Origin of the sequence: Pseudomonas sp. DD1 (genome assembly GCF_044510355.1) — a bacterium.
In the GTDB taxonomy this organism is placed as follows: domain Bacteria; phylum Pseudomonadota; class Gammaproteobacteria; order Pseudomonadales; family Pseudomonadaceae; genus Aquipseudomonas; species Aquipseudomonas shahriarae.
Genome location: NZ_MSAJ01000010.1, coordinates 60,584 through 81,355 on the forward strand (window position 1 = coordinate 60,584; position 20,772 = coordinate 81,355).

At 62.9% G+C, this 20,772-nt stretch carries 21 protein-coding genes; 8 read left to right on the plus strand and 13 right to left on the minus strand.

Going from position 1 to position 20,772, the window contains the following annotated elements; translation table 11 throughout:
* Nucleotides 1-52: 52 nt before the first annotated feature.
* Complete coding sequence (locus tag PSFL_RS07770) at nucleotides 53-943, plus strand: 1-aminocyclopropane-1-carboxylate deaminase/D-cysteine desulfhydrase (protein ID WP_397469868.1); 891 nt, start codon at nucleotides 53-55, stop codon at nucleotides 941-943.
* On the opposite strand, the gene PSFL_RS07775 is transcribed toward PSFL_RS07770, so the two are convergent.
* The 3 genes from PSFL_RS07775 to PSFL_RS07785 all read right to left on the minus strand — a co-directional run bounded on the left by PSFL_RS07775 (nucleotide 940) and on the right by PSFL_RS07785 (nucleotide 3,614).
* The gene (locus tag PSFL_RS07775) at nucleotides 940-1,485 is read right to left on the minus strand and encodes a cytochrome b (protein WP_057960053.1); all 546 of its coding nucleotides are present in this window, start codon (nucleotides 1,483-1,485) and stop codon (nucleotides 940-942) included. The genes PSFL_RS07770 and PSFL_RS07775 overlap by 4 nt on opposite strands.
* Nucleotides 1,486-1,599: 114 nt before the next feature.
* Nucleotides 1,600-2,427, minus strand: coding sequence for a phosphonoacetaldehyde hydrolase (phnX, locus tag PSFL_RS07780; RefSeq protein WP_057441522.1), 828 nt, complete (start codon nucleotides 2,425-2,427; stop codon nucleotides 1,600-1,602).
* 77 nt (nucleotides 2,428-2,504) lie between these two features.
* Entirely contained in the window at nucleotides 2,505-3,614 is a 1,110-nt protein-coding gene (locus tag PSFL_RS07785) for a 2-aminoethylphosphonate--pyruvate transaminase (protein WP_057444272.1), read from the minus strand.
* Between the two features lie 112 nt (nucleotides 3,615-3,726).
* Between PSFL_RS07785 and PSFL_RS07790 the strand changes: the two genes are divergently transcribed.
* On the plus strand, nucleotides 3,727-4,587 hold the full coding sequence (locus PSFL_RS07790; protein ID WP_057960052.1) for a LysR substrate-binding domain-containing protein: 861 nt from the start codon (nucleotides 3,727-3,729) through the stop codon (nucleotides 4,585-4,587).
* Here the strand turns inward: PSFL_RS07790 and PSFL_RS07795 are convergent.
* Nucleotides 4,557-5,462, minus strand: coding sequence for a LysR substrate-binding domain-containing protein (locus tag PSFL_RS07795; protein ID WP_057441524.1), 906 nt, complete (start codon nucleotides 5,460-5,462; stop codon nucleotides 4,557-4,559). The genes PSFL_RS07790 and PSFL_RS07795 overlap by 31 nt on opposite strands.
* Nucleotides 5,463-5,728: 266 nt before the next feature.
* Here PSFL_RS07795 and PSFL_RS07800 point away from each other — a divergent pair, with 266 nt between their 5' ends.
* A complete protein-coding gene (locus PSFL_RS07800) occupies nucleotides 5,729-7,054 on the plus strand; it encodes an MFS transporter (protein ID WP_057441526.1) in 1,326 nt (441 codons plus the stop codon).
* Nucleotides 7,055-7,172: 118 nt separating this feature from the next.
* On the plus strand, nucleotides 7,173-7,880 hold the full coding sequence (locus PSFL_RS07805; RefSeq protein ID WP_057441529.1) for a YebC/PmpR family DNA-binding transcriptional regulator: 708 nt from the start codon (nucleotides 7,173-7,175) through the stop codon (nucleotides 7,878-7,880).
* 149 nt (nucleotides 7,881-8,029) lie between these two features.
* On the opposite strand, the gene PSFL_RS07810 is transcribed toward PSFL_RS07805, so the two are convergent.
* From PSFL_RS07810 to PSFL_RS07825, 4 genes are read right to left on the minus strand one after another with little or no spacing between them, the layout of a single operon-like run.
* Entirely contained in the window at nucleotides 8,030-9,334 is a 1,305-nt protein-coding gene (locus tag PSFL_RS07810) for a protein kinase (protein ID WP_169990348.1), read from the minus strand.
* 35 nt (nucleotides 9,335-9,369) lie between these two features.
* The gene (gene zapE, locus PSFL_RS07815) at nucleotides 9,370-10,482 is read right to left on the minus strand and encodes a cell division protein ZapE (protein ID WP_115128501.1); all 1,113 of its coding nucleotides are present in this window, start codon (nucleotides 10,480-10,482) and stop codon (nucleotides 9,370-9,372) included.
* A gap of 12 nt (nucleotides 10,483-10,494) precedes the next feature.
* Entirely contained in the window at nucleotides 10,495-11,241 is a 747-nt protein-coding gene (locus PSFL_RS07820; RefSeq protein WP_397469869.1) for an anti-sigma factor family protein, read from the minus strand.
* Nucleotides 11,238-11,744, minus strand: coding sequence for a sigma-70 family RNA polymerase sigma factor (locus PSFL_RS07825; RefSeq protein WP_397469879.1), 507 nt, complete (start codon nucleotides 11,742-11,744; stop codon nucleotides 11,238-11,240). Before PSFL_RS07825 ends, PSFL_RS07820 begins: the two co-directional genes overlap by 4 nt.
* 152 nt (nucleotides 11,745-11,896) lie before the next feature.
* Between PSFL_RS07825 and PSFL_RS07830 the strand changes: the two genes are divergently transcribed.
* Both PSFL_RS07830 and PSFL_RS07835 read left to right on the plus strand, forming a co-directional pair.
* Nucleotides 11,897-12,979, plus strand: a complete 1,083-nt coding sequence (locus PSFL_RS07830) for a catalase family peroxidase (RefSeq protein WP_273872722.1) — start codon at nucleotides 11,897-11,899, stop codon at nucleotides 12,977-12,979.
* Nucleotides 12,976-13,512, plus strand: a complete 537-nt coding sequence (locus tag PSFL_RS07835; RefSeq protein ID WP_169990346.1) for a cytochrome b — start codon at nucleotides 12,976-12,978, stop codon at nucleotides 13,510-13,512. Before PSFL_RS07830 ends, PSFL_RS07835 begins: the two co-directional genes overlap by 4 nt.
* Here PSFL_RS07835 and PSFL_RS07840 read toward each other — a convergent pair.
* Entirely contained in the window at nucleotides 13,410-14,675 is a 1,266-nt protein-coding gene (locus PSFL_RS07840) for an MFS transporter (RefSeq protein ID WP_170045420.1), read from the minus strand. The two genes, PSFL_RS07835 and PSFL_RS07840, sit on opposite strands and share 103 nt — an antisense overlap.
* Nucleotides 14,676-14,772: 97 nt before the next feature.
* Between PSFL_RS07840 and PSFL_RS07845 the strand changes: the two genes are divergently transcribed.
* Nucleotides 14,773-15,234: a helix-turn-helix domain-containing protein gene (locus tag PSFL_RS07845; protein WP_170045419.1), complete on the plus strand. Its 462-nt coding sequence runs from the start codon at nucleotides 14,773-14,775 to the stop codon at nucleotides 15,232-15,234.
* A gap of 20 nt (nucleotides 15,235-15,254) precedes the next feature.
* On the opposite strand, the gene PSFL_RS07850 is transcribed toward PSFL_RS07845, so the two are convergent.
* Together PSFL_RS07850 and PSFL_RS07855 are read right to left on the minus strand one after the other, a co-directional pair.
* Nucleotides 15,255-16,406 (minus strand): M14-type cytosolic carboxypeptidase, encoded by a 1,152-nt coding sequence (locus PSFL_RS07850; protein ID WP_397469870.1) that lies wholly within the window; start codon nucleotides 16,404-16,406, stop codon nucleotides 15,255-15,257.
* A gap of 479 nt (nucleotides 16,407-16,885) precedes the next feature.
* On the minus strand, nucleotides 16,886-17,230 hold the full coding sequence (locus tag PSFL_RS07855; RefSeq protein WP_057960043.1) for a DUF6124 family protein: 345 nt from the start codon (nucleotides 17,228-17,230) through the stop codon (nucleotides 16,886-16,888).
* A 129-nt stretch (nucleotides 17,231-17,359) separates the two neighbouring features.
* On the opposite strand from PSFL_RS07855, the gene PSFL_RS07860 reads away from it, so the two are divergent.
* Nucleotides 17,360-18,007 (plus strand): LexA family transcriptional regulator, encoded by a 648-nt coding sequence (locus PSFL_RS07860; protein WP_170060594.1) that lies wholly within the window; start codon nucleotides 17,360-17,362, stop codon nucleotides 18,005-18,007.
* Here the strand turns inward: PSFL_RS07860 and PSFL_RS07865 are convergent.
* Together PSFL_RS07865 and PSFL_RS07870 are read right to left on the minus strand one after the other, a co-directional pair.
* A complete protein-coding gene (locus tag PSFL_RS07865; RefSeq protein ID WP_198792507.1) occupies nucleotides 18,004-19,956 on the minus strand; it encodes an acetyl/propionyl/methylcrotonyl-CoA carboxylase subunit alpha in 1,953 nt (650 codons plus the stop codon). The genes PSFL_RS07860 and PSFL_RS07865 overlap by 4 nt on opposite strands.
* Nucleotides 19,953-20,759: a gamma-carboxygeranoyl-CoA hydratase gene (locus PSFL_RS07870; RefSeq protein WP_169961073.1), complete on the minus strand. Its 807-nt coding sequence runs from the start codon at nucleotides 20,757-20,759 to the stop codon at nucleotides 19,953-19,955. The genes PSFL_RS07865 and PSFL_RS07870 overlap by 4 nt, the downstream gene beginning before the upstream one ends.
* Between the last annotated feature and the right edge of the window lie 13 nt (nucleotides 20,760-20,772).

Here is a 20,772-nt window from a genome sequence, read left to right on the forward strand (position 1 = left end):
CACGAGGGGCGGTGTTAGACTACCGCCCCTTTTTTTATGCAGACATGCACTGATGGGTCCTTTCGACTGGCTTCCCCATGCGCCCCTTGAACCTTTGCAGCTGGAGTGGCTGAACGGGGTCGAGGTGGCCGTGTTGCGCCTGGACCGCATTGACCCGCTGATCAGCGGCAACAAGTGGTTCAAACTCGCCGGGCACCTGGCCGAGGCGCAACAGGCGGGGGCCAGCGGCGTCATCAGCCTGGGCGGCGCCTACTCCAATCATCTGCATGCCCTGGCGGCGGCCGGCAAACGCTTCGGTTTTGCCACCGTCGGCCTGCTGCGTGGGCACCCACAAGACACCCCGACCGTCCTCGACCTGCAAGCTTTCGGCATGCAACTGCACTGGCTGGGCTATAGCGGTTACCGCGCGCGCCATGGGCCGGACTTCTGGTTGCCTTGGCGCGAGCAATACCCGGATTTGCATCCCGTGCCCGAAGGCGGCGGCGCAATGACAGGGGCGTTGGGCTGTGGCGTGTTGGTCGAGCAGGTGCGCAGGCAGTTGCACACCCTGGGCTGGGCCGATTACCACGCCTGGTGGCTGGCAGCCGGTACCGGTACCACCCTGGCGGGCCTGGTGCTGGCGGAGGCGGGTGCCCATCTTGTGTACGGGGCCCTGGCGGTGCCGGATGACCACGGCGTTGCGCAGAACGTGCAGGCTATCGTGCCGGGCGGGTATGAGTTGCTGGATGCCAGCCGTGGCGGCTTTGCAAAGGTCGATCCGTTATTGCTTGAGTTTATCCAGGCCACCGAGCGGGCCAGCGGCCTGCTGTTGGAACCGCTTTACACCGGCAAGGCGCTGCTGGCGCTCAAACAACAGATCGAGGCCGGGCGCTTTGCCCCCGGCACTCGCCTGATTTTTGTGCACACCGGTGGCCTGCAAGGCCGCCGGGGTTTTGTGGGTTAACGCTTGGGCAACATGCGCAACACGGTGTTATCCCGCATGAAGTAGTGGTGGTACAGACCCGCCGCGGCATGCAGGCCGATCAGCCAATAACCGAGGGTGCCGCCCAACACATGCCAGCCTTCGATCTGCTTGGCCAGGTCCTTGTTCTCACCAATCAGCGGTGGCAACTCGATCCCGTAGAACCACACCGAATGCCCTTCGGCACTGACGATCAGCCAGCCAAAGATCGGCATGCCGATCATGAACACATACAGCGCCACATGCATCAGCGTCGCCAGCAGGGCTTGCCATTGCGGCGGCGCGGGTAAAATCTTCGGCGCCACGCCAAGGCTGCGGGCAAACAGGCGCAGCCAGACCAGTACGAATACGGTCAGGCCGAACATGAAGTGCATTTCCTTGATCAGGGTGCGGCCGCCGCTACCTTTGGGGAAAATCCCGCGAAACTCAATGGTGGTGTAGACCAGCACCAGCAGCACTAGCATCAGCCAGTGCAAGGCGATGGACATCGTACTGTAACGGGACTCGCTGTTTTTCCACGGCATCGCGTATTTCCTCACTCATCAGGGGCAAACCTCCGTTCTTTGGCGACGAAGTCCCTTTAGCCTAAACCTGTTATGCAAGGTTTGCCCGAGTGAGGGGCGATGTATTGACGTCGATCAGGCGCTTTGCGGCATTTCACCACGGGCCAGGCGCTGATTGATGTCGGCGATCACGCCGGGCAGGTCGGTGATGGTGTCGATCAGGTAGTGCGGGCGCGAGCCGGCAAACAGCGTTTCGATGCGCTGGCGTTCACTGGCCAGGGTCGCCGGGTCCAGGGCGCGGAACTGCTCGTAGGTCAGGCCCAGGGCGTTGCCTGAGCAGGTCAGCGCCACGGTCCACATCCCGGCGCGGCGGCCTTCGAGGATGCCCGGCACGGTGTCGTCGATCTTCACGCAGGCCGCCACGTCATCGATGCCCAGGGCGATCACGTTGGCCAGGGCCTGGGCCGGCCATGGGCGGCCATTGGGTACTTCGTCGGTGGCCACGACGTGGTCGGCGATGTAGCCGTTGGTGGCGGCCAACTCGACCACTTTGTCCATCACTTGCTTGGGGTAGCCGGAGCAGGAGCCGATCTTGATCCCTTGCGCACGCAGCGCGGCAATGGTCTCCAGGGCGCCGGGAATCAGCGCCGAGTGTTCGGCGATTTTCTCGATCTGCAACGGCATGAAGCGCTCGTAGATGGCGGTCACGTCATCGTCGGTCGGCGTGCGGCCGAAGGCCTTGCGATAGCGCTCGGCGACTTGCGGCTGATCGCACAGGGTGCGGATGTGGTCCCACTTGCCCATGCCCATCGGGCCACGGGCTTCTTCGATGGAGACCTGCACGTCGAACTCGGCAAACGCTTCGACAAAAATCTGCGTAGGCGCGAAGGAGCCGAAGTCGACCACGGTGCCGGCCCAGTCAAGGATGGCGGCCTGCAGGGTGTTGGGGTTCTGATAGTTCATGGTTTAAATCCTGTCAGTAAGGGGTAGGAGTCGGCTTGCCGGCGATGGCGGCCGTGAAGGCCCCATCGCCGAGGGAATCAGATTTCGAGTACTTCCATCTCTTGCAGCGCCTGGGCAATCGCCGCCACCGCCGCTTGCATCTCGGCCTGGTTGACATGGCCGATGCAGCCGACGCGGAAGGTCTCCACCTGGGTCAATTTGCCCGGATACAGAATGAAACCCTTGGCCTTGACCCGCTCGTAGAAGTCTTTGAACTGGTAGCGCGGATCGTTCGGCGCATGGAAGGTGACGATGATCGGCGCCTGGATCGCGCTCGGCAGGAAGCTGCGCAGGCCCAGGTCGGCCATGCCATCCAGCAGCGTCTGGCAGTTGGCGGCATAGCGCTGATGGCGCGCCGGCAAGCCGCCTTCTTCGTTGTATTGCAGCAGCGCTTCATGCAGGGCGGCCACCACGTGGGTCGGCGGGGTAAAGCGCCATTGCCCGGTCTTGGCCATGTAGGCGTGCTGGTCGAACAAATCCATGGCCAGGGAGTGGCTGTTGCCCTGGGCCGCGGCCAGGGCCTCTTTTTTCGCAAACACAAAACCCATGCCTGGCACGCCTTCCAGGCATTTGCCGGAGGCGGCGATCAGTGCATCGAATGGCACCTGGGCGGCGTCGATGGGCAGCGCGCCAAAGGAACTCATGGCGTCAATGATCAGGTGCTTGCCGTGGCGCTGGATGACCTGGGCGATCTCCGGCAGCGGGTTGAGGATGCCGGTGCTGGTTTCGCAGTGGATCAGCGCGATATGGGTGATGCTGCTGTCAGCCTGCAACAGCCGGTCGACATCGGCGGCGGTGGTGGGTTGGTCTTCGGCGGTTTCGAAGGTGCTGAACGGGCGGCCCAGCACTTCGCAGATCTTCGCCAGGCGCTTGCCGTACGCGCCGTTGATCAGCACCAGCACCTTGCCATCGCGGGGTACCAGGGTGCCGATGGCAGCTTCGACGGCGAACGTGCCGCTGCCCTGCAAGGGCACGCAGTGATGGCTGTCGCCACCGTTGATGATCGCCAGCAGTTGCTCGCAGAGGCTGGCGGTCAGTTGGTTGAAGCGGTCATCCCACGAACCCCAGTCAACCATCATCGCCTGGCGGGTGCGGGCGGAGGTGGTCAGGGGCCCAGGTGTGAGCAGGATCGGCGCGGCAGTACTCATTCTCATGTCCTCGCAAAGCAGTGGGATGAAGCTACGGGACATAAATTGCAGTTTGGCTTGTCATCAATCAAATTGTTTGTTGTTATGCCAGCCATCAGTGAGGCCGATAGCTATGAATCTTTTCCAACTCCGTGCATTTGACGCCGTGGCCCGGGACGGCAGTTTTACCCGTGCCGCCGCGCGCCTGTTTATCAGCCAGCCAGCCGTGACCGGGCATATCAAGGCGCTGGAAGAGCACTACCAGATCACCCTGCTGCGGCGTACCGCGCGGCGCGTCGAGTTGACGGAGGAGGGCATCAAGCTGGCGGCCATTACCCGCAGCATCTTCGGCCTGGTGGATGAAGCGCAGACCCTGCTCGAAGCCAACCGCCAATTGCTCACCGGGCGCCTGGAAGTGGCGGCGGATGGCCCGCATATGGTCATGCCGATGCTGGCCAAGCTGCGTGCCCGTTACCCGGGGATTACCGTCAACCTGCGCCTGGGCAATGCCCAGGAAACCCTGGCGGCGCTGCTGTCCGAGCACGCGGATGTGGCCGTGTTGACCGAAGTCGAGCCGCGCAAGGGCGTGCACCTGCAACCCTTGAGCGAATCCCGTATCTGCGCCTTGGTACCGGCTGGCCATCCGTGGCTGGCGGACCCGGCGGGTATCCGTCTGGAGCAGTTGGACCAGGTGATCATGGTGCTGCGCGAGCCCAGTTCCATTACCCGCCGCACCTTCGACGACGCCTGTGCCAAGGCCAGCGTGCAGCCCAGGGTGTTGCTGGAACTGGACAGCCGCGAAGCGGTGACGGAAGCGGTGGCGGCCGAGTTGGGGGTGGGCGTGGTGTCGTCGGTGGAAGTCAGCCGCGATCCGCGGGTGCACGCGATTCCCATCCGTGGCGACGGGCTGCTGAACCAACATATGCTTGGCTGCATGGAGCGGCGCCGGGAGTTGCGCTTGATTCAGGCGTTTTTCGAGTTGGCTTCGGGCTGATCTTCGCGCAGGCTTTCGCGGACAATCTCCAGAAAGGTCGCCACTACCCGCCGCGAACTCTGCTCCTTGAGGCACACCAGTGTTTCCTTCATGCGCTGGGTGCAGTCGCGGATGGGCATGGCATACACCCGTGAATCGGCGCCGAACTCCGACGCCGACACCACGCCCACGCCAATCCCCACCACCACCGCCTCGCGCGCGGCTTCGCGGCCTTCCACCTGGATCGCCGGGCGGATGCGCAGCCCGGCCTGGTGCATCTCGCGCTCCAGGGTCTGACGGGTCACCGAGCCGGTTTCCCGCAGGACCAGGGGCGTGTCGTCCAGGTCCGCCAGTTCGATGGACTCGCGCCCGGCCCACGGGTGGTTGCGGGCTACGAACGCCAGCATCGGGTCATCACGCAAGGGGATCGAAAGCAGGCGCTCATCGTCGACGTCACGCCCCACCAACGCCAGGTCGGCCTGATAGTTGTACAGGCGGTACAGCGCATCATCGGTGTTGCCGGTCTCGATTTTCACGGTGATTCCCGGATAACGTTCGCAAAACCGGGCGATTTGCGGCAGCACATGCACCGGGGCGTCCACCGCCAGGGTCAGGCTGCCGGTTTGCAGGGCCTTGGAGTCTTGCAGCAGCTCCTGGGCTTCGGCGGCGATGACAAACAGGCGCTGGGTGATACTCAGCAGGCGCTCGCCGAGGTCGGTCAGGCGCACCGAGCGTTTGTTGCGATGGAACAGCAGCACGCCAAAACGCTCTTCAAGCTTGCGCACTTGGTCGGAAATGGCCGGCTGGGTGAGGAACAACCGTTCGGCCGCCAACGTGAAACTGCCATGGACAGCCACGGCATGGAAGGCTTTGAGTTGGGCGTGGGAAACCGACATGGCGCGACCTCTTACAAGCTGAGCTTATATTTGAAATACGATAAATCGATTTTACCTATTAGTCAGCCATTGCTTTGATAGCCCTCAGTCGCCGTAGGTTGAGTCCTACAACTTCGGCGATCATGAGCCCTTGCGTGCAACCTTGCAGGACTCATCTGACCAGTACCCGGTGCTCTGCCACCCGGTACTGCAGTGCAAAACAATAAAAACACAGGCAATTGCTTCTCGATTCTGCCGGCACACTCACACCTGAGGTCAGAACCACCATGAATATCCCTATGGGTAGCATCAAGCGTTGGCGCGTGCAGATTTTCGCCATCACCTGGCTGGCATATGCCGCTTTCTATTTCACCCGCAAAGCATTTTCCGTGGCCAAGTTAGGGATCGTTGACGACCCGAGTTTCCCGCTGGACAAGATGATGATGGCCAACCTGGATGGCCTGTACCTGGCGGCCTATGCCGTCGGCCAGTTCACCTGGGGCATGCTCGCCGACCGTTTCGGCCCACGGGTGGTGGTGTTGGGCGGGCTGGTGATTTCGGCGGCTGCCGCCCTGGTCATGGGCACGTTTGCCACCTTGCCGATCTTTGTCACGTGCATGTTGATCCAGGGGTTGGCGCAATCCACCGGCTGGTCGGGGCTGTGCAAGAACCTCGGTAGTTTCTTCCCGGCGCAACAGCGCGGGCGGGTGCTGGGCTTATGGAGCTCGTGTTACGCGTTTGGCGGGCTGGTGGCCTCGCCATTTGCCGGCTGGTGGGCCTACACCCTGATTGGCAGCTGGCACGCGGCATTTATCTCCAGTGCCGCGGTGGTGGCGGTGGTGGCGGTGCTGTTCTTTATTTTCCAGCGCAACACGCCACAGGACGTCGGCCTGCCAGAAGTGGAGCCCGAGCCGGCAATGAGCGCCGAAGAGCAGGCGGCGGCGAAAAAAATCAGCATTCTTGAGCCGTTGCGCGAGATCTTGCGCAACCGCACGGTGCTGACCCTGGGCCTGGCGTACTTCCTGTTGAAACCGGCGCGTTACGCGATCCTGTTGTGGGGCCCGGTGATTGTCTATGAGCAGATGCCCTCGGTGGGCAAGGTCGGCGCGGCCATTGTGCCCACGGCGTTCGAGCTGGCGGGGTTGTTGGGGCCGATCATGATTGGCCTGGCGTCCGACAAACTGTTCGGCGCCCGGCGCATGCCGGCCTGTGTTCTCAGTTTGTTGGCGCTGACCGTGTCCCTGGCGCTGTTTATGGGGGCGTTGCATACCGGCAGTGTGATGTTGGTGATGGCTTTGCTGTTTGTCATGGGCCTGACCCTGTACGGGCCGGACTCGATGATCAGCAGCACGGCGGCCATTGACTTCGGTACCGCCAAGGCCGGCGCAACGGCGGCGGGCTTCGTCAATGGTTGCGGCTCGGTGGGCGCGATCCTCGGTGGCCTGCTGCCGGGCTACTTCGACACGGTGACGGTGTTTATCGTGTTCGCCGGCGCCGCGCTGTTTTCCTCGCTGGTGCTGATGCCTTATTGGAACGCCCGGCCTGCGGTATTGGCGCAAGTGGGCGACTTTGTGCCGGATCGCACTGTGGCAATCAAACCCCTGCGCACCTGAGGTACCTGCAACGCTGGCCGGTTTTTTGGTGGAACGATGGGTTCTTGCCCTATAAACTCTGCGGCCAAAGCGCCGGCCAGTAGACGTCTCGGCGCCACGGATATCAAGAGAGTGAGTCATGGGCGCACAGTGGAAGGTTAAACATAAAGAAGCGGCATCCAATGCCAAGGGCAAGATTTTCGGCAAGCTGGTGAAGGAAATCACCATTGCCGCCCGTAACGGTGCGGACACCGCGACCAACGCCCACCTGCGTCTGGTGGTCGAGCAGGCCAAAAAGGCCTCGATGCCCAAGGAAACCCTGGAGCGCGCAATCAAGAAAGGCGCGGGCTTGCTCGGCGAGACCGTGCAGTACCATCGCGTGACTTATGAAGGGTTCGCCCCGCACCAGGTGCCGTTGATCGTTGAATGCGTGACCGACAATATCAACCGCACCGTGGCGGAAATCCGCGTAGCTTTCCGCAAGGGGCAACTCGGGGCTTCGGGCTCGGTGGCTTGGGACTTCAACCATGTAGGGCTGATCGAGGCCTCGCCGGACACCCCCGATGCCGACCCGGAAATGGCCGCCATCGAAGCCGGTGCCCAGGACTTTGAGGAAGGTGAAGAAGAGGGCACGACCCTGTTCATCACCGAGACCACCGACTTGGACGCGGTGCAGAAGGCGTTGCCGGAGCAGGGTTTTACCGTGTTGTCGGCGAAGTTGGGCTACCTCGCGAAAAACCCGGTCAGCGGCCTGAGCGACGAGCAGATGGCTGAAGTCGAAGCCTTCCTGGAAGGCCTGGACAACCATGACGACGTGCAGGATATGTTCGTCGGCCTGGCGGGCTAAACCCGGCCTGGAATTATGGGCACGGGCTTGTGTGTGAGCGGGCTTGCCCGCGATTGCTGTGTATCAGATGGCACATCAGTTGGCTGACCCACTGCTATCGCGGGCAAGCCCGCTCCCACATAAGCCCGCTTCCGCATTTGCAGGGCGTTTCAGAGTGAGGACAGCAGTGCCTCGATCTCTTCGAACGCCGGACGCGCCAGCACCTGCGGCTGGCAGCAGCGCTCCCGCAGCGCCTCCAGCACTTGGCGCTGGTCATCGCTCAAACCTGCGTCAATGCGCTCCAGCAACTCCTCCAGCAACACCCCGAACGCCCGCACTTCAATGCGCTGCAACGCCCTGGTTTCCAAGGTGTCGGCCGTGGCATGGAATGACGCCGCGCCAAAGTCCCCCAGCAAACAATCACCCCCGGCATTCCACAGGATATTGTGGCCATACAGGTCGCCATGGGTGATGCCATGCCGGTGCAGGTGTGCGGCCACGGAGGCGATGCCGCGCGCCATGCGCAACGCCACAGCCACGCTGAAACGGCTGGCGGGGTCGTAGATGTCCCGTGTGCAGGACGCCAGGCTGGGCAGGCCGGCGAGGTTGCGGTAGCTCGGGTCGATCAGGTCCATCACCAGCGCGGCCTGGTCATCGGGGTGGCCGATTACCCGGCCTTGCACCTTGATCAGGTTGGGGTGCAGCCCGGCGGCAATGCAGGCCTGCATTTCATGCAGCGGTGAACCGTCGCTGGTGATGGTGCCCTTATAGAGTTTGACCGCGACCGGCTCGTTCGACGGTTTGCGCAGTGCCTTGCGAATCACCCCCGAGGCGCCTTCGCCGAGCACCTCGGCCAGCTCCAGTTCGGCCCAGGGAATATTCGCTGTGTTGTCGTCAATTGCCAGCTCTACCGCGCTTTCCACCGGGTTGCCGGCATAGGCCAGCCAGGTCAGGCGCGGCAGCGTCAGCAGCCATTGCGGCAATTGCGTCAGGCGGTTGGCGGCGATGCGCAGCAGTTCGAGGTTATGGCACTGGGCCAGGCTCGCCGGCAGTTGCTCCAGGCGATTACCGGCCAGCATGAGTTTTTGCAGCAGCGGCCGTTCGCCGAGTTCATCCGGCAAGTGGCTGAGACGGTTATCGGTGAGGATCAACCAACGCAATTGCGGCGGCAGTGCAGCAGCCGACACCTGCTCGATCTGGTTGGCCTTGAAGCCGACCATGCTCAATTGCTGGCATTGCCCCAGGCACGCCGGCAGTTCGGTGAAGGCGTTGTCCGAGCAAAACAGCACGCGCAGGTGGGGCAGCCGGTGCAGGTCGTCGGGCAGACTGCGCAGGGCGTTGCCGCTCAGGTTGAGGATTTCCAGGGAGTCGGCCAGGTCGAAGATTTCCCGGGGGAACTGCGTCAGGCCGCAGGACAGGTCCAGGCGCTTGATGCCAGCCAGTTGGCCAGCCTTGAGTTGGGCAAGGGTATCCATGAACAGCTTAGGTCACTCGACAAGGTCAAAGGCGCTCATGATAGCGACTTGAGCGCCAGCGGGCTGACTTGTTGCAACTGCCCCAGGCGGCTGCGGGTGCGCGCCAGGTCAATCGCCTGGCCTTGCAGGGCGTGGTCCAGTGGCTGTTGGCCCAGCAGGGTCAGGTGCTTGTCCTGGTCGTACAGCACGTCGATCAGGTTGATAAAGCGCTGTTGCACGGCAATCGGGCAATCGCCGAGCAGCGGCAGGTCGTCGATGATCCAGTGGTCGAAATCCTCGCACAGCAGCAGGTAATCCATCACGGCGGTGGGCTGTTCGCACAGGTCGTTGAAGGTCAAGGCCAGGCTGCGCGCCTGGTGCCAGCGCACCTGCAGTTGCCGCGAGCCGACCGCCAGCGCCAGGGGCGGGCCATCGGTGGCGGGCAGCCCCAGCTCACGGCGCTGGGCCGGGGTGCCCGGCCACACGTACTGGCCATGGGTGAAGCGCTGCAGCTGGTGGTTCTGCGCAAGGCCCCGGTAGTCCTGGGGCGCGCTGACTTCCATGACGTCCATGCGCGCGCTGATCAAGTCAATCACCGGCTTGAAGCGCTGATGGTACAGCGGGTTGGGCAGCAAGCCCTGGGGCGGGTAATTGGAGGTGACCAGCAGCAGGATGCCCCGTTGGAACAGGGCCTTGAACAGGCGGGTGATCAACATCGCGTCGCCGATGTCATGCACATGGAACTCGTCGAAACACAGCACCCGGCAGCCGTCGAGCAATTGATCCAGGGTGGCGCCCAGGGCATCGGCCTGCTGGCGGTGGGCAAACATGCCGCGGTGCAGGCGGGCGAAAAAGTCGTGGAAATGTACCCGCTGCTTGTCAGGCAAGGGCAGGGCCTGGAAAAAACCGTCCAGCAGCCAGCTTTTGCCCCGGCCGACAGCGCCGTGCAGGTACAGGCTGCGGGTCGGGCGCTGGGCCAGTAGGTGTGCGGCCTGCCGCGCCATAGCGTCGATCACCTGCACCTGGCTGGGGCTGAGGGTGTAGCCCTGTTGCCGAGCCTTGTCCGCGAAGAAGCGCTGAATGGCTGGCGCGCTGTCGTGGGCGGTTTTTTTGCCCAGCAGGCGTTTGAGCAGGGGCAGGCGCCGGGGGCGGCTCTCTCGAAAAGGCATGGTGTTGGCGTCCTAGAACCGGGTGGTCTGCTTGAGCAATCGCGTGGTCGGCTCGTCCTCCGGGCTGACCATCGCATAGTTGTAGCCGGGGCTGGACCAGTATTCGGCCTGCAGTCCGTCGGCACTGCGGCTGCCCCGTGGCAGCAGAGTGTTTTGCGGGCCGGGCGGGCGAATATAAAAACTGATGCGCCGGCCCTGCGGGTTCTCGTAAAGCACCATCGCTGCCGCGCCCTGATCGGTGCTGAGCAGCCGTGCGCTGACCGGGCTGAAGCCGGCCTGGCTGAGGTCTGGCAGGCGATGGGCCTGGGCGAAGTAGCGGTCGAGCCAGGCTTGCATATCGCCATTGCCCTGCACCTGGTAATCGGCGGGCATGATTGGGTTCTGGGCAAACAGGCGGTACGCCTGCATGGCGTCGGTCATCGGCAGTGCGCTGGCGACTAGGGTCGCCTGCCGCGCTTGCCAGCCACCCAGGCCGCCCAGGCCGACGGCGAGCACCAGCATGGCGGCAGTAGCCAGCTGGCGGCGCGACTGGTGCTTGAGACGCTGGCGAATCTGCGCCGGATCCAACTCGGGGTTGGCCGCTGGCGGCGCACCGATGGCCGCGCGCAGCTGCTGGGCATCCTGTTGCCAGGCGTGGACCTGGGCCGCGACCTCGGGGTGGGCGGCAAGCCAGATCTGCAGTTGGCGGCGATCCGGTTCGCTGAGCTGGTGATCGACGTACGCGTGCAGGTCGCGTTCGTTGGGGGGCAGGTTGATCATTTGAGTATCCGCAGGGAAGGGCGGGTGATGTCGCCGTCGCTGAGCTGGCGCAAGGCCTGGCGGGCGCGGGACAGGCGTGACATCACGGTGCCGATGGGCACGTCGAGGATATGGGCGACTTCCTTGTAGCTCAAGCCTTCCACCGAAACCCACAGCAGCAGGGCGCGTTGCTCGCTGCTCAACTGGTCGAAGGCTTGCAGGGTCGATTGGGCGATCACCGTACGTTCGACTGACGGTTGCACGTCATCACGGCCGGTGAAGAACTCCAGCATCCGCGCATAACGCCGCGAACGCCGGTGCGCGTCGAGGAACTGCCGGTAGAGGATCGAGAACAGCCAGGCGCGCAAATCGCCGTCGACGCGCTTGTTGCGCCAACTGACGATGGCGCGCTCAAGCGTGGCCTGCACCAGGTCGTCGGCGCTGCTGGGGTTGCGTGTCAGGGATACGGCAAAGCGCCGTAGCCTGGGGAGGAGTTCACGCAATGAGTCGTCGAGTTCGTGCATGGCAATCTTGGTCACTGTGCTTGGACCAGGAAGACGTCCGGCCTTGGAGGTTATTCCAGGGATTGAAAAATAAACAGTGCGGGTGGGAATAGAGCGTGTCGACGCTCGTCCTGCTTCTCTCTCACCTGTGGCCGCTGGCCCTGGAGCACTGCATGCCAGATCAACCATCCCCCTCACGCCCGCCGCTGGGGCGCGCCAGCCTGATGCTGCGCCTGGCCGCTATCGGCGTGGTCGTCGGCGCCGCCGCCGGGGCGTTTGCCTACGTCAACGGTACACTCGACCCGCAGCGGTTACGCCCTAAAAACCTGGTCAATGCCCTGGAAACCAATAATGGCGTGTACCCCGGCTACCGGCGCAACCATTCCAAGGGTGTATGCGTGGCGGGCTATTTCGAGAGCAGTCCTGCGGCGCGTGCCTATTCCCGTGCGCAGGTATTCAGCGAGGCCCGCACCCCGGTGATCGGCCGTTTTGCCTTGCCCAGCGGCAACCCCTATGCCCCGGACAGCAGCGTGCCGATCCGCAGCCTGGCCGTGCAGTTCAACCAGGCCAACGGCCAGCAATGGCGCAGCGGGATGAACAGCATGCCAGTGTTCCCGGTGGGCACGCCCGAGGCGTTCTACCAGATGCTCAAGGCGGGGACTCCCGACCCGGCGACCGGCAAGCCCAACCCGGCCAGTATGCCGGCGTTTTTTGCCAGCCATCCGGAGACGGCGCCGTTCTTGGCCTGGGTCAAGACGGCCAGGCCATCAGCCAGCTATGCCACCGAGCGTTACAACGGCATCAATGCGTTTTACCTGGTGAATGCCGACGGGCAGCGCCAGGCCGTGCGCTGGGGGCTGGTGCCGCTGAGCCAGGACGTCAGCGCAGCCGCTGCGCCGCCAGGGGCGGATTTCCTCCAGGCCGACCTGGAGCAACGATTGGCGGCCGGCCCCCTGCGCTGGCAGTTGCAGATCACCCTGGCCAACCCCACGGACCCGGTGGATGACGCCAGCAAGGCCTGGTCTGGGGCGCACACGGTGCTGGATGCCGGCACGCTGGTACTCGAGCGCAGTCAGCCGCAGTTGGACGGTGATTGCCGCGATATCAACTTTGACCCGCTGATCCTGCCCAGTGGTATCGAAGCCTCCAATGACCCGCTGCTGGCTGCACGTTCTGCTGCCTATGCCAGTTCCTACCTGCGCCGTACCGGCGAAGTCAGCCAGTTGCACAGCGCCTCTCAGGAGTCCCAGCCATGAAGACTCAACCACGTTTTTTCGCCCCGCTGGCGCGCCTGCTGCACTGGCTGATGGCGCTGATGGTCATTGCCATGCTGTTTATCGGTGCTGGCATGGTGGCCTCGGTGTCCCAACGCCATGCATGGTTGTTGCACCTGCACAAGCCATTGGGCATTGCGATTCTGCTGTTGGTGATCGTGCGCCTGGTGGTGCGCTTTGCTACCCGCCAGCCGCCGCTGCCTGCCGATTTGCCGGCGTGGCAGGTGTTGGCGGCCAAGGCGTCGCATCTGCTGCTGTATGGCTTGATGCTGGCGCTGCCGTTGTTGGGATGGGCGATGATTTCGGCGGCCGGTGACCCAGTGATGCTGAGCAGTTCTTTGCAGTTACCGGCGTGGGTGCCGGCCAACGCGCAGTTGTTTGCAATCCTGCGCAAGGCCCATGGGTATCTCGCCTATTTGCTGTTCCTCACGGTGTTGCTGCATTTGGCGGCGGCGTTGTTCCATGGCTGGATTCGCCGGGATGGCGTTTTGCAAAGCATGCTCGGCAAGGACTGAGCCCCGAGGGTTGCCCACCAGTATCCCAGGGCCAGTAGGTTGATGGCGGCGCCCAGGGCACAAACGCCGGGCCAGCCGGCCCAGGCGTACATCAGGGTGGCGCCGAGCGAGCCCAGGGCGCTGCCTGCCGAATAGAACAGCATGTAGCCGGCAGCCAGGCGGCTCTGGGCTTCGGGGCGCACGCTGTAGATCAGGCTTTGGCTGGTGACATGCACGGCTTGCAGGCCGAGGTCGAAGGCAATCACCCCAAGCAACAGTGCCCATAACGAAGACTGGGTCAAGGCGATGGGCAGCCAAGACACCAGCATCAGCGCCAGGGCCGCGCCGCTGGTCCACTGTGCCCAGCCTCGGTCAGCCAGGCGCCCGGCATGGGCCGCTCCCAGCGCGCCGGCGGCACCGGCAAGGCCGAACAGGCCGATCTGGGTGTGGGACAACGACAGCGGCGGGGCGCTCAAGGGCAATACCAAGGGCGTCCATAGCACCGTGCCCGCGGCAAAAATCAGCAAGGCCAGCACCGCGCGGTCGCGCAGCACTTTTTCCTCGCGCAACAGGCTGAACACCGAGCCGAGCAACTGGCGATAGGCGCCTGGTGCCCGGGGCTGCTCGGTAGCGGGCAAGACACGCCAGAGCAGCAGCGCCATCAGCAACGTCAAGCCAGCCGACAGCAGGTACACCGAGCGCCAGCCGGCCAGGTCCGCCATGAGCCCGGACACCGTGCGCGCCAGCAGCAAGCCAACCACGATGCCACTGGTCACCAGGCCCACCACATGCCCCCGTTGCTCGGGGCGCGCCAGGTTTGCGGCGTAGGCCACCAACACCTGGGCCACCACGGCGAGCAAGCCCGTCAGCAACAGGCCAGCCAGAAACCCAACGCTGCTGTTGGACAGGGCGACCAGCAATACCGCGCCGGTGGACAGCAGTAACTGGCCGACGATCAAGTGCCGACGGTTGAGCAGATCGCCCAACGGCACCAGCAGTAATAAACCGAGGCCATAGCCGACCTGGGTCAGGCTGATCACGATGCCGACGGTGGCGGGGTCCATGGCGAACGTCGTGGCCATGGCATCCAGCAGGGGTTGGGCGTAATAGACGTTTGCCACCGACAGGCCGCAGGCAATGGCGAACAGCAGCACCACGGCGCCGCTTAACGATGATTGGGGCATGCTGAGTTCTCATTGTGGTTGTTAAATAAAACCAGTTGTACGGTAGGTATTCTGGTTTTATATTGCAACTACATTTTTTGTCAGGCAGGCGTTATCCATGGTCAAACTCACCCGCTTTGAAAGTGCCGAATGCCCGGTGGCGCGCTCGCTGGAGGCGATTGGCGATGGCTGGGCACTGTTGATCATTCGCGATGCATTCGATGGCATCCGCCGCTTTGGCGAGTTTCAGCGCAGCCTGGGCATGGCCAAGAATATTCTTTCGGCACGCTTGCGCAGCCTGGTCAGCCACGGGATTTTCGAGATTGTCCCGGCCTCGGATGGCAGTGCTTATCAGGAGTATGTGTTGACGGAAAAGGGCAGGGGGCTGTTTGCCGTGATCATTGGGTTGCGGCAATGGGGCGAGGGGTTTTTCTACGCCGAGGGCGAGGCCCATTCGGTGCTGTTGGACCGTGAGCACGGGCAGCCGCTGCAGGCTTTGCACGTGCAGGCGGCAGATGGCCGGGTGCTTGGGCCGCTGGACTGCGTGCGGGTGGCGGCGCAGTCCGAGGCTGAGGGTTAACGACGCTTATTGGTGCAGGGTCAGCGCAGGACGTTGACCATGTCCGCCACGGTGCTCAGCACGTCCTTGCCCAGTTGCCGGGAGCGTTTGCCGGACCAGCCGGTGCGTGGATCGGGCGCATCGTCGTTGTCCTTGAACGGCATTTCCAGGGTCAGGGACAGGCAATCGAATTTCTCGCCCACGCTGTTGCACGCCAAGGTCATATTGGCCTGGCCCGGCAAGTCGCGGGTGTAGCCATGGGTGGTCTGGAAGTCGCGGGTCAGTTCGCTCAAGTGGCTGCGAAAGTGTTTTTCCAGGGCCTCGATACGCGGGGTATAGCCGGGGTTGCCTTCACACCCTGCGGTGAATACGTAGGGGATTTCTTCGTCGCCGTGGATATCCAGGAACAGGTCGACGCCATATTTTTCCATTTGCTGCTGGACGAACAGCACTTCCGGGCTCTGTTCCTGGCTTGCGCTTTGCCAGGCGCGATTGAGGTCCTGGCCCATGGCGTTTGTGCGCAAGTGACCGTGGAACGCGCCATCCGGGTTCATGTTCGGCACCAGGTACAGGTCGGCGGATGCCAGGAGTTTTTTCAGTTCAGCATCACCTTCCTGTTGCAGGCGCTCGATGATGCCTTCCATAAACCACTCGGCCATATGCTCGCCCGGGTGCTGCTGCGCAATGATCCACACTTTGCGCTGCCCGGCGTCACCCTTGCCACGGCGTAGCAGGGGAATATCACGGCCTTCGACACTCTTGCCGGTGGCCAGCAATTGCGTACCAGCGCGGTTCAGTGCCTGCTCGATCAACCAGGTGTGACGCTCGCGACTGTAGGGTTCGAAGTAGGCGAGCCAGGCGTGTTTTTGCTCGGCCTGCAGTTCGATGTGCAAGGTTTCGCCATCAAAGCGCGTCGGCACCCGGAACCAATTGATGTGGTCGTAGGACGCCACGGCGTTGTAACCGCTCCAGGCATGTTTGTAGGAGGACTGGCCGGCGTTGCTCAGGCGAAAGGTATGGGTATGACCAATGTGCATGCCTTCGGCCTTGAAGTGGAACCATTGGAAGTGCTGGCTGCGGGTATCAGGTTTGATCGCCAGCAGTAACTGATGGGCATCGCTGGTGTCGAGCACCTGGATATTGCCACTGTCGAAGTCGGTGCTGATTTTGATGGAAGTCAAGGCCACGGTCATAGTCTGATTGCCTGAATATGAGAGTTGTGGCGGGCAGTTTACACAGACGCGGGGTAAAGTCTGGACGCAAATTATTGCGAAAAGGGAGGGGGCGTCATCCTTGACGCAGCCGCAGCTTAGAGTCTATGAGATTGATTCTCAAGTGCTATCTTGGAAAGAAGCGGGCCAGAGCGCTTGATCGGCTTTCTTTCGGTGATTGTCTTTTGCTACCATGCGCGCCATCGAGCAACACACAGTCTTCATTAGCCTGAAGCCACGCCAGAATAACTGGCAAAAAAAAGACCCGGCCAAAGAGCCGGGTCAAAAACCGTGATTAGCCTGATGAGGAGATATTCCAAGAGTCCGACCTAAGGTCTCTTGGCCTATCGACTGATCTCGCGACCAGCTGCTTGCAATAATAATCATTATCATTTGCAAGTCAAATGTTTTTATCCGTCTGATAGAAATATTTTTCCTTCTGTTCCTGCACGCCTATCTGGCTATGAGGCTTTGCCGCCTGCCAGTTGCAGTGGACGCTCCAGCATGGCCTTGGCCATATCAATCAAATACACCACTGAAAACGCCAGGTCTCGGGTGCCCCCCAGCTTGTTGTTCGCCAACTCATACGCGATGGCGGCGGCGCTGCGCAGCAGGTCCGAGGCATGCACCAGGGCTTCTTCGCTGCTGACATGGGGGTTGGCCTCGAAAAAGGCCACATCGTCCACTGGCTCCGTGTCCTCTTTCAAGTAGTAGTCCAGTGCGCGTCGGGCGGCTTCGCTGCCCTGCAAGAACTTTATTTCATCGTCATCAGGTGTGCCAGGCAGGTGATCCAGGGTAGTGGTCATGAGGTCGGTGCTCTGGGTGGGAAGGTGAACAGGTGGGGTTGATAATAATACGATCTGTATTTATGTCATTTGATTGATTACTACAAACTGTTTATTGTCGCCCTGAAGTCATCCTGTATTGTGTGGCCCATGGATAAATGGATAGCGTTGGTCAAAGCCAACATGAAGGCCCGCAAGGTCACGCAGCATCAACTGGCCGCACGCTTGGGCATGTCCCAGGGCGGCATTGGCCACTGGCTCGGCAAGCGCCGGGTGCCCAGCCTCGCCGATATGAACCGGGTGCTCGAAGAGCTGGGCCTGGGCTATCTGGAGACGGTGCTGGTGATCCGCGAAAAAAGCGACGCCCCGGCGAACGACGATGCCGCGCCGGTCACTCAATACAATCCGTATTTTCGTTACCCTGTGACCGACTGGAAACACCCCTGCCAGGTGCACGAACAGCGGCCAGCCTATGGCGCCACGCGTTTTGAGGCGAGCGATTACGAGGCCGACGGCGAGGCGTTCTGGCTCCAGGTGAGCGGCGATGCGATGACCGCGCCCAGTGGGCCGAGTATTGCCGAAGGGATGATGATCCTGGTGGACCTGGCCCGCGAAGCCGAGCCCGGTACATTGGTGGTGGCCCAATGGGCCGGCAGCAGCCAGGCGACCTTTCGCAAGTTGATCGAGGAAAGCGGCCAGCGTTACCTGGTGCCGCTCAACCCGACCTACCCCAAAGCCCTGCTCACCGATGACTGCCGGATCATCGGCGTGGTGGTACAGGCCACGGTGAAGTTCTAGGCCTGGGCTTCCAGCTCCACCAAGGCGCTGCCTTCGCCGACCATTTCGCCTTCCTGGCAATACAGGGCCTTGATCACGCCTCCGTGGGGCGCGCGGATGCTGTGCTCCATCTTCATCGCTTCAAGCACCACCAGTTGCGCACCGGCCTCCACCGTCTGCCCGACTTCCACCAGCACCCGCACGATGCTGCCGTTCATGGGTGCGCTCAGGCCGCCCTGATGGGCTTGTCCGGCATCGACGGCGGCGATCGGGTCAAACAGCGTCACGCTGCGCATCTCACCTTGCCAGCGCAGGAACAGCGTCTGCCCATGGCGCACGGCCAAGTGCGAACGGCGGATGCCAGCATCCTCGATCAGCAATTGTTCGCCACGCAGTTGCGGCGCGGTGCTGGTTTGCAGTGTTACCAGGCGATCCTGGCCGTCACTGCTCAAATGCAGGGATGTTTCGGCAGGCAGGCCCGCACGAAAGCCCAGGGTTGCAGCCCACGGCGAGGCAGGATCGTCCTGCCGCAGCCGGGAGGGCTGGCTCTGCATGAAAGCATGACCGGCCGCCTGCCAGAACTCATCACTCAACGCACTGGCGGCAGGCAGCAGTTGCTCCTGATAACGCGGGATAAACCCGGTATCCAACTGCGCTGCGGCAAAGGCGGGATGGCCGATGATGCGCCGTAAGAAGCCCAGGTTGGTCTTCAAACCACCGACCGCAAACTCATCGAGCATGCTCAACAGGCGCAGGCGCGCCTGTTCGCGGTCCTCGCCCCAGGCAATCAGTTTTCCAAGCATCGGGTCGTAGAAGGGCGAGACGTCGTCCCCTTGCGCGACGCCACTGTCCACCCGCCGTCCCGGGCCTGGCGCCGATTCGCGGTACAGCGCCAGATGCCCGGTGGCCGGCAAAAAGTCATTGGCCGGGTCTTCGGCATACAGCCGCACTTCAATCGCGTGGCCGCGCAACGGCACCTGCTCCTGGGTCATGGGCAGCGGCTCGCCTTGCGCCACGCGAATCTGCCAGGCCACCAGGTCCAGGCCGGTGATGGCCTCGGTCACCGGGTGTTCTACCTGCAAGCGAGTGTTCATTTCCATAAAGAAGAACTCACCGCGCGCATCCAGCAGGAACTCCACGGTGCCGGCGCCCACATAGCCAATCGCCTGGGCGGCACGCACCGCTGCCTCGCCCATGGCCTGGCGCAGGGCAGGGCTGAGGCCGGGGGCCGGTGCTTCTTCGACGACCTTTTGATGGCGACGCTGGATCGAGCAGTCGCGCTCATTGAGGTACAGGCAATGGCCGTGCTGGTCGGCAAACACCTGGATCTCCACGTGACGGGGCTTGATCAGGTACTTTTCCACCAGCATCTGCGCATTGCCAAACGACGACAGCGCCTCGCGCTGGGCCGAGGCCAGGGCTTCGGCCAGTTGGCTTTCGTCCTCGACCACTTTCATGCCCTTGCCGCCGCCGCCCGCCGTGGCCTTGAGCAGCACCGGGTAGCCAATGCGCGCGGCGGCCTGGCGGAAGGTTTCCAGATCCTGGCCGGCACCGTGGTAACCCGGCACCAGCGGCACGCCAGCGGTTTCCATCAATGCCTTGGCCGCCGACTTGCTGCCCATGGCATCAATGGCCGAGGCGGGCGGGCCAAGGAAAATCAGCCCGGCCTCTTCAATCGCTCGGGCAAAGCCCGGGTTCTCCGAAAGAAAGCCATAGCCTGGATGAATCGCCTGGGCGCCGCTGGCCTTGGCCGCGGCGATCAGTTTGTCGATCTGCAGGTAGCTGTCGGCGGCCTTGCTGCCGCCCAGGTCCACCCGGATATCGGCTTCTCGGCTGTGGCGCGCATCGCGGTCCGTGGCGCTGTGCACGGCAACGGTGGTCATGCCCAGTGCCTTGGCCGTGCGCATGACCCGACAGGCGATTTCGCCCCGGTTGGCCACCAGTACGCAGGTAATCAACGGTGCACTCATGAACGCGGCTCCTGGGACTGCCAACTGGGCGCACGCTTTTGCAAAAATGCGCGCAAGCCTTCCTGGCCCTCGGCGCTGACGCGGATGCGCGAGATGGCGTTTTCGCAGTAACGGCGCAACGCCGGGGTCAGGGCGCCATTACCCACTTCGCGCAACAAATCCTTGCTGGCGCGCATGGCCGCCGGGCTGTTGAGCAGCAGGTTGGCGATCCATTGCTCGACGTGCTGATCCAGCGCATCCAACGGGTAGCTTTGCGCCAATAGCCCGATGGCCTGGGCCTGCTGACCGTCGAAGCGTTCTGCGGTCAGGGCATAGCGGCGTGCCGCGCGCTCGCCAATCGCCTGCACCACAAACGGGCTGATGACCGCCGGCGCAAGGCCGATGCGTACTTCCGACAGGCAGAACTGCGCATCCTCGGCGCCAATGGCCATGTCGCAGCAACTGATCAGGCCCAGGGCGCCGCCGTAGGCCGCGCCCTGGACCACCGCCAGTGTCGGGATCTTCAGCTTGGCCAGGTTGTACATCAACTCCGCCAATTCGCGGGCGTCGTCGAGGTTGGTGTGGTAATCCAGTTCGGCCGACTGTTGCATCCAGGCCAGGTCCGCGCCGGCGCTGAAATGCTTGCCGCGCCCGCGCACGACCAGAAAACGCAGCGCGGCATCGGCCTGGACCTGGTCCAGGGCAATGATCAGCTCGCGGATCATTTCGGCGTTGAACGCGTTGTTCTTCTCTTCCCGGCTCAACCACAGCGTGGCAAAGCCACGGGGGTCGTTGACCAGCTCAACAGTGTTGAAATCGCTCATGGGTGCAGCTCCA